This is a genomic window from Rhizomicrobium electricum (genome assembly GCF_011762045.1).
Classification (GTDB): domain Bacteria; phylum Pseudomonadota; class Alphaproteobacteria; order Micropepsales; family Micropepsaceae; genus Rhizomicrobium; species Rhizomicrobium electricum.
Genome location: NZ_JAASQS010000004.1, coordinates 1 through 14,292 on the forward strand (window position 1 = coordinate 1; position 14,292 = coordinate 14,292).

7 protein-coding genes are annotated in these 14,292 nt (G+C 61.8%); 5 read left to right on the top strand and 2 right to left on the bottom strand.

What is annotated here, in order from left to right; translation table 11 throughout:
• Window positions 1–359 precede the first annotated feature (359 nt).
• Window positions 360–1,457 carry an MFS transporter gene (locus tag FHS84_RS08135; RefSeq protein ID WP_166932830.1) on the top strand — a complete coding sequence of 366 codons (1,098 nt, stop codon included), beginning with the start codon at window positions 360–362 and terminating at the stop codon, window positions 1,455–1,457.
• Between the two features lie 18 nt (window positions 1,458–1,475).
• Here the strand turns inward: FHS84_RS08135 and FHS84_RS08140 are convergent, their stop codons facing one another.
• On the bottom strand, window positions 1,476–2,978 hold the full coding sequence (locus FHS84_RS08140) for a glycoside hydrolase family 27 protein (protein WP_166932832.1): 1,503 nt from the start codon (window positions 2,976–2,978) through the stop codon (window positions 1,476–1,478).
• A 66-nt stretch (window positions 2,979–3,044) separates the two neighbouring features.
• Between FHS84_RS08140 and FHS84_RS08145 the strand changes: the two genes are divergently transcribed.
• Both FHS84_RS08145 and FHS84_RS08150 read left to right on the top strand, forming a co-directional pair.
• Window positions 3,045–5,852 carry a DUF5695 domain-containing protein gene (locus FHS84_RS08145; RefSeq protein WP_166932834.1) on the top strand — a complete coding sequence of 936 codons (2,808 nt, stop codon included), beginning with the start codon at window positions 3,045–3,047 and terminating at the stop codon, window positions 5,850–5,852.
• 300 nt (window positions 5,853–6,152) lie between these two features.
• Window positions 6,153–9,026 (top strand): TonB-dependent receptor domain-containing protein, encoded by a 2,874-nt coding sequence (locus tag FHS84_RS08150; RefSeq protein WP_208393764.1) that lies wholly within the window; start codon window positions 6,153–6,155, stop codon window positions 9,024–9,026.
• Between the two features lie 146 nt (window positions 9,027–9,172).
• Here the strand turns inward: FHS84_RS08150 and FHS84_RS08155 are convergent, their stop codons facing one another.
• Entirely contained in the window at window positions 9,173–9,853 is a 681-nt protein-coding gene (locus FHS84_RS08155) for a GntR family transcriptional regulator (protein ID WP_166932839.1), read from the bottom strand.
• 223 nt (window positions 9,854–10,076) lie between these two features.
• On the opposite strand from FHS84_RS08155, the gene FHS84_RS08160 reads away from it, so the two are divergent.
• The gene (locus tag FHS84_RS08160) at window positions 10,077–12,470 is read left to right on the top strand and encodes a glycoside hydrolase family 127 protein (protein WP_166932841.1); all 2,394 of its coding nucleotides are present in this window, start codon (window positions 10,077–10,079) and stop codon (window positions 12,468–12,470) included.
• Window positions 12,471–12,571: 101 nt separating this feature from the next.
• Window positions 12,572–14,287: a DUF885 domain-containing protein gene (locus FHS84_RS08165; RefSeq protein WP_208393765.1), complete on the top strand. Its 1,716-nt coding sequence runs from the start codon at window positions 12,572–12,574 to the stop codon at window positions 14,285–14,287.
• The last annotated feature ends 5 nt before the right edge of the window (window positions 14,288–14,292 follow it).

Here is a 14,292-nt window from a genome sequence, read left to right on the forward strand (position 1 = left end):
CCCCCTCCCGGCCCCCGTCGTCATCGTCGGGCCCAAGCTCTCCCTCCCGCTCAAGCCAAACGCATTCACCGTCGTCAGAATAAAAACTGGCTGAGTACTGCGGAACCTGTTCAACGAGGCATTGACCGCGGCACTCCAACAGCCCCGGCGCGAGGCGGCTGCGCATGTGCCGCCTTCGCCCGCGCCGGCGGGCGCATTTGTCATCTCGAAAAGTATACGGTATACAGTAATATCGCGATGCCCACTAAAAGGGCGCGACGGCGTTGGCATTCGCTGCGGTGAGGGTTGGATTGCGGACTGTTTTGGCTGCCGTTTGGGCAGTGATCACGTGCACATTGTTCGTCCAGGCAGGCAACGCCTTGCAGACGGACGTTATCGGCCTGCGTGCCGACACCGCCTTCTCTTCCATCATGGTGGGCCTGATGATGGCGGCCTATTACCTCGGCTATTGCGCCGGCCCGATGCTCGGCCACCTTGTCATCGGCCGGGTCGGCCACCATGCCACCATCGGCATTTGTGTCGTGATGGCGGCGGGCGCGATCCTGCTTCAGCCCTTCTTCGTGACGGTTCCCGCCTGGATTGCGCTCCGCGTCGTATCGGGATTCGCTTTGTCTCTGTGTTATGTGGCGATCGAAAGCTGGATCCACGGCAGCGTCACCAATCTGCTGCGCGGCCGCGTCTTCTCCATCTATATGTGCGTGCAGATCATCGGCATGACCCTGGCGCAATGGCTTCTGTACCTCGCAGGGGCCGAAAGCGTCGGCCCGTTCGTGCTCTCGGCCGGATTGTTCCTCTTGGCGGCGCTCCCCATCCTGGTAGCGTACCGGACCCACCCGTCCGACGTGCCGCCGCGTCCGCTCAATATCGCCAAGCTGTTCCGCTATTCCCCGCTCGGCGCCACGGCCACCGTGTTCGCCGGACTGTCGTGGGCGATCCTGTTTACCTTCGGGCCGGTCTGCGCCAAGCGCCTCGGCTTCGACGTCTCCGGTGTCGGCTTGTTCATGGCTTTGGCTGTTGGGAGCGGCGGCCTGCTGCAACTCCCCGCCGGGTGGCTGTCCGATGTCATCGGCCGCCGGCACGTGATCGCGTTGCTGCTGGGGGCGGGTGCCGTCGCTGGTGTGTTCGGCATGATCGCGTCCAGCCGCACCACCATCCTGGTGGCCATTGCGCTTGAAGGAGCCGCCGTATTTCCGATCTATGCCGTTGCGGCGGCGCAAGTGAACGACTGCATTTCACAAGCGGCGCGCGTGGCGGCGGCCGCCGGATTGGTGCTGCTGTTCGGCTTGGGCTCGCTGCTCGGTCCGGTCTTGTGCGGCTGGGTGATGGCATGGTTCGGGACGGACGCCTTCTTCGCCTTGATGGCGGGAACCATGACTGCGGGCTTTGCTCTCACCCTCGCTCTCGGCCGTGATCCGGTGGAGCCGGTGCGGGCCATCGAGGTCGGCCCGCACCCTTAAGTTTTCGCCAGCGCCCCTCTAGCGCCGCCAAACCTTCAGAAGCTGCACGCCGTGAGCCGGAATGGAGAAACCGTTCTGCGCGGGCTGCAGATCGGCATGGGCCCACAGATCGCGGACCTTGGCGACCTCCGGCAACCCGATCTCGGTCCAATCGACCGTCACGCGACGTTCGGTCGTGTCGCGATTGAACACGCCCACGGCCACCGTGCCGTCCTTGAGCTTCTTGGTCCAGATTTCGATCTTGCCGTCCTTCTTGACCGGCAGCCCTTGCGCACCATCCGGGTCCTGGTCGATCGCGATCACCTCGGCATTGGTGAGCAGCGACAGGGTTTCGGCGCTCATCGTGCGCACGTCGTTGCCGAGGATCAGGGGAGCCGCCAGTATCGCCCACAGACTGATATGGGTGCGGTACTCGTCGGCCGTCATACCGCCATTGCCGACTTCCAACATGTCGGGATCGTTCCAGCCGTTGGGTCCGGTGTGCTTGGGTGTTCCGTTCTTGTCGAAGCCGATGGTGGCCATCGTGTTGTAGTTGTCTTCGATATCGCCGGTGGTACGCCACAGATGTCCGCCGACCTCGCGCCCCCAACTGCCGACGTCAAAGCGGCCATATTCGCAAAGGCTGTAAACGATGGGCCGGTCGAGGGTCGCCAGCGCTTCACCCATTTCTTGATAGGTGCCGTAGACCGTGTCCGCGGTGTTGTAGAAGGCCTCGCCGGAGCATAGGTCGTATTTGAGGTAATCGACGCCCCATGCGGCGAAGGTCTTGGCATCGTCCTGGATATGGCCGTAGCTGCCTTCGTATCCGGCGCAGGTCCGTGGTCCCGGCGAGGTGTAGATGCCGAGCTTCAATCCGCGCGCATGCAGATAGTCGGCCAGTCCTTTCATATCGGGGAAGTGTGCATTCGGCTGGAGCTTGCCGTTCTTGTCGCGTTTGCCTTGCCAGCCGTCGTCGATGTTGACGTAGATATAGCCGGCATCGCGCAAGCCCGATTGGACAAGCGCGTCGCCGATCTCGCGCACCGTCTTGTCGCTGATGTCGGTGGCGAACTTGTTCCAGGAGCTCCAGCCCATCGGCGGGGCCGCGGCGAGATCCCGTTGAGCGACTTTGCGTTTCGGCGGCAATGTCGTGGTTTTGAAATCGAGCGCTTTCAGCGCCTTGGGCGAACCGGGCTGCCCGGAAACATCGAACTCCTGGTACCAGATCTTGCCTTTGATATGGATGCCTTTGCCGGCGCGCTCGAGCACGATGTCCTCGGGGGTGAGGCGCGGATTGCCGTTGGAAATCCGGAACAGGATGCGGTCTCCGTCGGCTCGCAGGTCTTGCATTTTCTGGTCGCCGTACCAGACCGAGGTGACAACGCCGCTCCATCCCGCCTTGTCGTGCTTGAGCGTGACGCGGGTGAACCCCGGATAATCCGGTGAATTCGTCATCACCCAGCCGCCGATCGGCGGGGCGGCTTCAGCCGATAGACAAAGCACTGCGGCCAAAGCCGTCGAGCAAACCAGCCTGCGTTTCATGGGTCATTGTCCCTGCTGATGAAAATCGTATACTATATTCCGGAGAGCGTTCTGCAAAGGTGGGATATGGGTAAATTCCGTGTGTCCGGTCGTCCGAAATGGAACGCTGTTGCGGGCCGCATTCTGTGCGGCGTCTCGATCGCGGCGCTCTGCGGCTGCACGCCCGCACAGCAGAGTCTGGATACCTGCCATGGCGGCCCGGCTGCCTGCAGCCGGTTTGCCTCGAAGGACGCGGCCCAAATCCATTTGCAGACAGCGGAATTCGAATTTTCGTTGCAGAAGAGCTCGCAAACCCTCCTGTCGCTCCGGCCCAAGTCCGGGGCCGGTTTCGACTTTGCCCCGTCCGGCCGGTTCGCCGAGCGGCTCGGCAAGGGCGCTTACCGGCTGGGCGACATCGACCTCAGACTGCGTGCGGTTGGAACGGCGGAATGGCGCGACTATTCCTCCGCCCACCGGCGCGTGGCGGTCAAACCGCTCGCCGCCGGACAAGATATCCTGGCCGCTGCCGATATCACGTCGACGCTTGGCGCAGGGTTTCCATTGCGGGTGGAGCGGCGCTGGTCGGTTGCGGCAGGCAAGCTTGTGCTGTCGTTCACGCTGACCAATCCCGGTACCACGCCCATCGAGATCGGCGGTCTCGGACTGCCGATGGTGTTCGACAATATTCTTGAAGGACGCAGTCTCGACGAAGCCCATACCAAGGCGTCTTTCGCCGATCCCTATGTTGGTGAAGACGGCGGCTATCTGCAGGTGACGCGGCTGAACGGTGCCGGGCCGGCTTTGCTGGTGCTGCCGGAGAAGAACACGCCGTTCGAGCTTTACAAGCCCATTCTCGACGACAAGGACGGCGCGGGAAAGCCCAAGCTCTACAGCGATCCCTTGGAACGCGGCACCACGTTCGAAGGCTTCTACGATTGGATGGTGGCCGCCAAAGGCTTCGCCGATACCGAGTGGAAAGGCGTGGAGCAGTGGAACCGCCCCTCGTCGCTGATCCTTGCTCCGGGTGAAAGCCGCTCGTTCGGCGTGCGGTTCGTGCTGTCGCCGGGGGTGCGCGACATCGAGCCGACGTTGATCGAGAACCGGCGGCCGGTGGCGATCGGTCTTCCCGGTTATGTCGTGCCGACCGACATTTCGGCGCAGCTGTTCGTGCATGCGCCGCAGGCGGTCAAGAAAATCGAGGTCTTTCCGTCCGGCGCGCTGACCGTCGGCGAGGGCGATCCGGCCGGCCGCGGCTGGATCAAATATGCGGTGAACGGCAAAACGCCCGGCCGGGCGCGGCTTACGATCACCTATGACGACGGCTCGGTGCAGACCGTGCACTATCTCGTCACCAAGCCGCAGCGTGAGGTGGTTGCCGCGTTCGGCCACTTCCTCACTACCAAGCAGTGGTACGACGATCCCAATGATGCTTTCGGACGCAGCCCGTCGATCATGAGTTACGATCGCGAGACGGGGAAGATTGTCACCCAGGACGGGCGTGTCTGGATCGCCGGTCTGTCGGACGAGGGTGGTGCCGGTTCCTGGCTCGCGGCAATCATGAAGCAGCTAGACAATCCCGATCCGGCGGAAGTGGCAAAGTTCGAGACGTTCGCGTCCACCGTCCTATGGGGGCGGCTGCAGATTGCGGACGGCCCCGACAAATACGGGGTGCGCAATTCGCTGTTTTATTACGACAAGGCTGCACCGGCAGGGGCTTACGATCCCAACACCGATTGGACCACCTGGGCCGCCTGGAGCAAGGAGCGCGCCTACGGCATCGGCCGGTCCTTCAATTACCCGCATGTCGCCTCGGCGTGGTGGGTGCTCTATCGCTTGGCGCGCTTCCATGACGGCCTGACGCGGGAAACCTGGCAAACCTATCTCGATCGCGCCTTCCATACTGCGGTTGCGATGGTCGAAAAGGCGCCGCGTTATGTCGAGTTCGGGCAGATGGAAGGCAATGTCTTCATCGACCTCATCGCCGATCTTCGGCGCGAAGGCCGGGTAGACGATGCCGCCCGCCTCGAAGCGCTGATGAAGAAGCGCGCCGATCACTGGAAGTCCTTGGCGTATCCGTTCGGCTCCGAAATGCCGTGGGACTCTACCGGCCAGGAAGAGGTCTATGCCTGGCTCAGCTATTTCGGCTACGCCGCCGAAGCCGAAAAGACCAAGAATGTCATTCTCGCCTATGATCCCACCATTCCGCATTGGGGCTACAACGGTTCGGCCCGACGCTATTGGGATTTTCTTTTCGGCGGCAAGAAGGAACGCATCGAGCGCCAGCTTCATCACTACGGCTCGTCGATCAATGCAATTCCTCTATTCGATTCCTATCGGCGGGATCCTTCGGACTTTCATCTGCTGCGCGTGGCCTACGGCGGCCTGATGGGCTCGCTCACCAACATCGACGACGAAGGCTTCGGCTCGGCGGCGTTTCACTCCTTCCCCGACACGATGGCCTTCGATGCCTACAGCGGCGATTACGGAGCCAGCTTCTTCGGTCACGCTTATGCGGCGGCGTCTTATCTGGTTCGGCATCCGTTGTTCGGTTGGACGGCTTTCGGCGGCAACGTATCAGCAGTGGGCGACAACGTTGTCATGACGCCCAAGGACAGCGCGCGCTCGCGCGTGTTCGTAGCGCCGGCCGGTGTTTGGATTACAGCACGCGCCGGCAAATTCGCGCAAGTTCGTTATCATCGCACGACGGGTGCCATCGATCTGGTGTTCGAGCCAGCCGATCGCCATACGCCGAAGGCCACTTTCGAAATCGCGGTCACGACGAAAGATGCCGTCCGCTATGACGTCGCTGCGCCGGTTTCAGCTGAACGCGGGCTTTTCAGTGCGGTGCTGTCGGACAAAACGACTGTCGTACATCTGTCGCCGATCAAATTGTAACCGGTACGAGCATTCCGAGTGCGAACAGCACGCGCAGTTATCGCCTGCGCCAACGCGCTGATGCCGATGGTAACGGTACCTTATCATTGCCGCTCTGCTGCGCGTGGCAAAACCGCGACACCGCAGCACGCAACCTTGCAGGATCGTATACTTTATATTTGACACTATATTCTCAGACATGTTCTGCTGCCGGTGCAGTTCAGGGGACCTGCAACAAGGTGGTTGCGCACGAACGCCACCACGTCCATCCAAAGGAGGGCATACATGAGGGGAACACCCAGGATTTCACGCAATGTATTGATGATCGGCACTGCTCTTGCGGCGCTGGCGGCGGGACTTGTGCCGGCCGGTGCGCAGGAGACTCTGGAAACCGTCATCGTCACCGGCACGCACATTCAGCGGCCGAATCTTCAGGCCGTAAGCCCTGTGACCACGGTCGACTCGGCTGAAATCAAGCTTCAAGGTGTGGCGGAAATCGAAACCAACCTGAACCGCTTGCCGCAATTCACGCCCGACGCCAACGAGAACGTCAACAACGGCTCCGGCGGCGTGGCGACGGTGAACCTGAGAAATCTGGGCGCCGGCCGAAACCTCGCTTTGATCGACGGGCAGCGCATGCTTCCCACCGAAGCGATGGACTTGAACTTCGTTCCGTCGGCGATGGTCGAGCGCGTCGACGTGCTCACCGGCGGCGCTTCCGCCGTTTACGGGTCCGACGCCATCTCCGGTGTCGTGAACTTCATCCTCAACAAGCACATGAACGGCGTCAAAATCGACGCGCAGTACAGCATTTCGCAGCACACTAACGATCTCAGCCCGGTTCGCGACGCGGTCGACGCCAAAAAATATAACAAGGCGCCGGACACCGTCTGGAACGGCATGAAGTACAGCGTAACGCTGGCCATGGGCAGCGATCTCGCCAACGGCCGCGGCAACGTTTCTGGCTACGTCGGCTACCGCAGCAACAACTCCGTGCTGTGGGGTTCGCGCGACTATTCCTCGTGTCCGCTGGTCGATACCAACGGCGCATATGAATGCCTGGGGTCGTCCCAGCATGCCTACGGCGTGTTCATTCCCTCGACCGGGCCGAACGCGGATACGGCGTACGCCAATTCCAAGGACGGCTCCAAGACGTGGGTAACGAACGACAAGAGCTTCAACTACAATTATGCGCCTTTGAGCTATCTGCAGCGTCCGGACCGGCGCGTGACGGCGGGTGCGTTCGGAACCTTCAAGGTCAACGATTACATCGAAGCCTACGCCAACTTCATGTACATGAACGACCATACGCATGCGCAGATCGCGCCGGATGCGATTTGGCTCGGTCGTCAGTTCCAGATCAACTGCGATAACCCGCTGCTGAGCAATCAGCAGAAGACCGCGCTCTGCGGTTCCACTACGTCGACCGCGATGGCCAAGAGCCAGGTCGCGTTCCGCATGGTGGCCGCACCGCGCTACGACGACATCCGTCACGAAGACTTCCGCTTCCAGTTCGGTCTGCGCGGCAAGCTGAACGAGGCCTTCAGTTACGACGTCAGCGCGTTGACGGCCCGCTCGGTGATCCCCGAGTTCTATTCCAACGTGATCAACCAGGATAAGGCCGCGTTGGGTCTGCAGGTGGTTTCGGTCGGCGGCGTTCCGACCTGCCTTTCCGTGGTCAATCAAGAGAACGACACCTGCGTTCCGGTCGACGTCTTCTCCGCCAACGGACCGTCGCAGAAGGCGTTGAACTACATCATGACGCACAAGTTCTCGTCGGCGACCCACAACCTGACGCAGTATGCCGTCAACGTGAACGGCGACCTGGGCACCTACGGCGTGACATCGCCGTGGGCGAACAACGGTCTCGCGGTCGCGCTCGGCTACGAGCACCGCACCGAGAAGAAGGTGTTCACGGTGGACGCGCTCGGCATCGCCGATGGCGGCGCCAACGCGGAAGGTAAGATCACCAACGACGAAGTCTATATCGAAGCGGATCTCCCGCTGATCGAGAACAAGCCGTTCGTCAAGGCGCTGACCCTCAACGCCGGTTATCGCTACACCATCTACAACGCCGAATCGGCCTTGCTGTCGATGAAGTCGCCCGAGAAGACGTTCGCGACGTACAAGGTTCAGGCCGAGTACGCCCCGACCGACGACATCCGCTTCCGGGCGGGCTTCAACAAGGCGGTGCGCGCGCCCAACACATCGGAACTCTTCGATGCGATCGGCGTCAGCAACTATCCTACGGTCGATCCCTGCTCCGGCGCGACGCCCTCCAAGAGCCTAGCCCTGTGCCAGCTCAGCGGCGTGACGGCGGCGGAATACGGCCACATCACTCCGTGCCCCACCGACGTGTGCTCGCAGCAGACGGGCGGCAATCCGGCCCTCAAGCCGGAAAAGGCGGAGACCATCACGGCCGGCTTCGTGCTGACCCCGACGATCCTCGAAAACTTCCAGATGTCGTTCGACTATTACAACATCCGGGTGGCTGGCTATATCGCCAATCTCGACGCCAACATCGTGCTCACCCAGTGCTTCGACTCGCAGAACCCCTATTACTGCGGCCTCGTGCACCGTGATCACACGTCGGGCGGCATCATTTTCGGCAAGAACGGCTATGTCATTGCGTCGAACCTCAACATCGGCTCGATGAAGACCCAGGGCCTGGACTTTACCGCGTCCTACGGCTTCAAGACGGAAGCGTCTGGCGATTTCAACGTCAGTCTCGTCGGCACTTATCTGCTGAGCCAGGTGACGGAGCCGTTGCACGGTCTCGGCAGCTACGACTGCACCGGTCTGTTCGGGCCGGTTTGCGGACAGTCGACGCCGACTTGGCGTCACAGCACCCGCGTGACCTGGAACACGCCGTTCTCGGGCGTGCAGCTGTCGTTGAACTGGCGCTATATCGGCCGGGTCAGCCTGTCGAGCAACACCGGGCTGCCGTTCTTCAACACCTCGAAGACGAGCAACCTCAACTCGCACATCTCCGACTATAACTACTTCGACTTGGCGGGTTCGGTTCCGATCGGCGAGAACCTCATCCTCAGGGCCGGCGTCAACAACGTTCTCGACAAGACTGCTCCTGCGATCGACAACGGTCTCTTGAGCAAATTTGGCAACGGCAACAGCTATCCGGGCGTCTACGATCCGCTCGGACGGGTGTTGTTCGTCGGTGTTGAGGCCAATTTCTAGTCGGTCATCAACAGTTTTCCCGAAGACCTGCGGCAACCAGTTTTCTGGTTGCCGCTTTTTTTATCTGCGCGTTTCGGACGGACGCCAAAACGCGTGCCGCAGCCGGTCGGCCCGGCACGGTTCGTCGCTTCAGGAAATGGGAATGGTCAGGCCGTCTTCTGCCGCTTGGTGCTGGCGGAGCGGTCGATCTCGAACTGCTCGCGCAAATCCGTGAGGGTCGAGGAGATGTGTTCGTGCATCATGGTCCGCACGATCTTGGTCTGGCCCTCGCTCCAGGCCTGGAGCATGGCGGTATGCTCGCGCATGGCGCGCTTGCTGCGGCCGGTCGGTTCCAGGTGCTTGTTGACATAACGCTCGCCGACGACATGCAGGCGCTCAATGAACTGCACCGAAATCTTGTGCTGCGACGGACGGACCAGGGCCATATGGAAAGCACGATGCAGCCCGCCCCAGGCGGCGCGATCGTGGGTATCGGCGGTGTCGAGGATTTTCAGCGCATCGACGGCGCGCTGACGGTCGGCATCGTTGGCGAGCTTGGCCGCGCGGCCCACCGCCTCCGGTTCGATCTTGAGCCGCAGGGCATAGACCTCTTCGGCCTCGTCGACCGACATCGGCGGTACGAAATAACCGCGGTTGGTGATCGATAGCAGCAGGCCGTCGCGCTCCAGGCGCGCAAAGGCTTCGCGCAACGGGATCTTGCTGACACCGAGTTCCTTGGCCAGAGCGTCCTGACGGATGGCCGTATCCGTCGTCAACTCGCCGGAGACGAGGCGGTCGCGGATGGCGTTATAGATCTGCTCGGAAAGTGCTTGTACGACGATAGCCATGGTGTCCTCCGACGGGGCGATTCATAGCGCATCTCGCGCCCGCATCATACAGTATACGATGAAACTGTTTCCGGCTTTGTCGCAGCCGTCCTGGCCGCCGTCGTGGTGCTGCGGCCACAATTCTTGGTGAACTGGGCCGGCCGGCGCAGGATGCCATTGTCTGAAAATAGTATACGGTATATCAAATCATCCCCAGGGATCATAACGCCGAGGGTGCTTGCTGATGGAAAACCATCACCAAAAGTTCAACCGCCGCCGCCTGTTGGGCGGGGCCGCCGCTGGTTCGCTCATCGCTCTCCTGCCCGAACCGGTGCTCGCCGCAGCGCCCGCCCCGGCGTTGCCGGCGGTTGCCACGCCGTTGCCGCTCAAGGCTGTCCGGCTCAAGCCGTCGCCGTATCTGACCGCCGTCGAAGCGAACCGCAAGTATCTTCTGTCGCTGTCGGCCGACCGCTTCCTGCACAATTACCACAAGTTCTCCGGCCTGCCGGTCAAGGGCGAGATCTACGGCGGCTGGGAATCGGACACCATCGCCGGCGAGGGCCTGGGTCACTACCTCTCGGCACTCGCCCTGATGCATGCCCAGACCGGCGATGGTGAGTGCAAACAGCGGATCGACTATATCGTGGCCGAACTCGTCAAGGTTCAGGCCGCGCAGGGCGATGGCTACGCCGCCGGCATCATGCGGCGTCGCAAGGACCGCTCCATGGTCGACGGCAAGGAGATCTTTGCCGAACTGAAGGCCGGTCAGATCTATTCCGGCGGTTTCGATCTCAACGGGGCGTGGTCGCCGCTCTATTCGATCCATAAAGTTTTCGCCGGGCTGCTCGATGCTCATGAGTTGGCTGGCAACACCCAGGCGCTGGCGGTGGCCGTCGCGTTCGGCGGTTATATTGAAAAACTCTTCGCCGGATTGAGCGACGAGCAGACCGAGACGCTTCTCAAATGCGAGTATGGCGGTCTCAACGAGAGCTTCGCCGAGATGTATGCCCGCACCAAGGATGCGCGCTGGCTGCATCTGGCCGAACGCCTCTACGACCACCAGAACCTCGATGCCATCGTTGCGCGCCGCGATGCGCTGGCCAACACCCATTCCAACACCCAGATTCCGAAGGTCATCGGTCTGGCCCGCATTTCCGAACTCGATCCCGGCAAGCCGCAATACGCGGCCGGTGCGCGCTTCTTCTGGGAGACGGTCACTCAGCATCATAGCTTCGTGATCGGCGGCGACGGCGACCGCGAATACTTCTTCGAGCCCGACAGTGTTGCCAAGCATGTCACCGAGCAGACCTGCGAGCATTGCTGCTCCTACAACATGCTGAAGCTGACCCGGCAGTTGTTCGCGTGGGAGCCGGATGGACGCCTGTTCGATTATTACGAGCGGACGCACATCAATCACATCCTGGCGGCGCAGAACCCGGCGACCGGCATGTTCACCTACATGACGCCGATGATGTCGGGCGCTACTCGCGATTTCTCGTCGCCCGAAAACGATTTCTGGTGCTGCGTCCTCTCCGGCATGGAAAGTCACGCCAAGCACGGCGACTCGATCTACTGGCAATCGAAGGACGTTCTGTTCGTCAATCTCTACATCCCCTCGACTGTGGAGTGGGGTGGGCAGGGCGCCAAGCTTTCACTCGATACGCGCTACCCTTATGAGGGGCAGATCAGCTTGAAGCTCGATGCCCTCGCTAAGCCGCGGGCTTTCTCGATTGCCTTGCGCATTCCCGGCTGGGCAAAGAGCGCCAGGATCGCGGTCAACGGCAAGCCCGTCGAAGCCAAACAGGAGCGCGGCTACGCCATCGTCCGGCGCACCTGGAAAAAGGGCGATACCATTGCGCTCGAGTTGCCGCTGGATTTGCGCCTCGAAAGCGCAGTGGGCGATGACAAGCTGGTCTCGGTGCTGCGCGGCCCGTTGGTTCTGGCGGCCGATCTCGGTCCCTCCGACAAGCCGTTTGAGGGTTATGCCCCGGCCATGGTCGGCAACGATCTTGTCGCCGGTCTTACCGCGGTAGCCCCGGCAGAGGCCGTCTATCGGGCGGAGGGCGTAGTGCGGCCTGCCGCGCTCACGTTCAAGCCGTTCTACTCCCAGGTCGACCGGCGCACGGCGCTCTATTTCCGTCACTACAGCGAAAGCGAATGGTCGGTGGCGCAAGCGGCCTACGTGGCCGAGCAGGCGCGCCTGAAAGACATCGCGGCGCGTTCGCTCGACGTCATGCATCTTGGCGAAATGCAGCCGGAGCGCGACCACAATTTCCGCGGCGAGAATTCGAACCCGGTGGTCTATCGCGGCCGCAGCGGACGCGATGCGCGCAAGGGCGGCTACATTGAATTCGAGATGAAGGCCGCCCGCGACGGCAAGAAGGCAGGTCCGCTGGTACTCGGCGTAACCTATTGGGGCTCGGAAACCGGCCGCGACTTCAACATCCTTATTGACGGAACGGTGATCGCCCATGTGGTGCTGAAGGAACCCAAGCCGGACGAATGGGTCGATCTCGAATATCCAATTCCGGCCAAGCTGACCGCGGGCAAGGCCAAGGTGACGGTCAAGTTCGATCCGCAGAACGGCAAAACGGCGGGTCCGGTGTTCGGCGTCAATCTCTACACCGCCAAACCTTGACGGCGCCGGAGGCAATAAACGTTGCGGTGGGTGTCGGACCGCAATAGGAGGTGAGCGTTGTGCGCGTTGTTTTCGCTTTGCTTGCGTCGGTGATGATGACCATGTCGATTTTTGGAGCGCCGCCGGTCCGGCAAACCGAAGATGCCAAGTTCGAAGCGATCTACACGGCCGAGTGGGAGTGGCGGCGCGAGCAATTTGCGGCCGGCGAGGATTCCCCCGATGCGACGGCCGCCTCTCGTTTGCCGGATGTGAGCGAAGCGGCGCAGCAGGCGCGACTTGCCCGTTGGCGGGATGTTCTCGCCCAGCTCAAGGCCATCGATAGCGCAAGCCTCTCGGCGCAGCGTGCGGTCGACTTCGAAGTCTACCGTTTTCAGATCGAAACCTTGATCGCCGGTCAGACCTTCAAAACCTATCAGCGTCCCCTGTCGGCAGACACTTCGTTCTGGGGCGATCTCGCCGGCGTGGCGCGCGCGAACTTCCGCAGCGAACGGGATTACCGCAACTATCTCGGCCAGCTCGCCGAAGTGCCGCGCTATTTCACCGAAAACATCGACAATATGCGGGCCGGATTGAGCCGTGGTTTCACCCTGCCGCAAGTCACGCTGCAGGGGCGTGACGCCACCATCCTCAGCATTGTCGATGCGCCGAGCATCGAGGCCAATCCGTTCTATGCGCCGTTCCTGAAGATGCCGGCGACGATTTCGCTGGCGTGTCAGTCCGAGCTCAGAGCCTCCGCGCGCGCGGTGATCGCCGACAAGGTCGTGCCGGCGCATCGCGTACTGCTGAAGTTTTTGCGCGAAGAATACATGCCGGGTGCGCGGGCTTCGATTGCCGCCCGCGATCTGCCGGACGGCAAGGCGTTCTACCGGGCGCAGATTCGCGAATACACCACCCTCGACATTGATCCGGCGGAAGTCCATCGCACCGGTGTCGCCGAAGTTGCCGCGTTGCGTGCCGAGATGGCCGAGGTAATGAGCGATGTCGGCTTCAAAGGCGACTTGGCGGCGTTTCTGACGTTCCTGCGCACCGATCCGCAATTCTACGTCAAGACGCCGCAAGCGCTGCTCGACCGCGCCGCTTGGGTTTCCAAAATGTTCGACGCCAAGGCCGGCGAGTATTTCGGCCGCTTGCCGCGCCAGCGTTTTGCCATCCAGCCGGTACCCGACGATATCGCGCCGTTCTATACCGGCGGACGCGGCGGCCCCGGCATCTATCTGGTCAATACCTACGACCTGCCGTCGCGGCCGCTGTTTTCCCTGCCGGCGCTGACGCTGCATGAATCGGCACCTGGGCATGCTTTCCAGATGCCGTTGGCGGCGGAGAACAAGGACCTGCCGGCGTTCCGTCGCGACACTTATATCTCCGCTTACGGCGAGGGTTGGGCGCTTTACAGCGAGCGGCTCGGCGTCGAAATGGGCATCTATCGCACGCCCTACGAGCGCTTCGGCATGCTGAGCTATCAGATGTGGCGGGCCGCGCGGCTGGTGGTCGATACCGGCATTCACGCCCAAGGCTGGACGCGGGCCGAGGCGCAGAAATTCCTGCACGACAATACGGCACTGTCCGACCACGAAATCCAGACCGAGGTCGATCGTTACATCGCCTGGCCGGGGCAAGCGCTGTCCTATTATCTGGGCGAAATGAATATCTGGAAGAATCGCCGCCGCGCCGAAAAAGCTCTGGGCGCTGCGTTCGACATCCGCGCCTTCCACGACATGGTGCTGGCGCTTGGATCGGTACCGTTGCCTGTGCTCGACGCCGCGACCGACAAATTCATCGCGGCCGGCGGCAAAGGGCCTTATCCCGACGAGGAGTAGGGCGC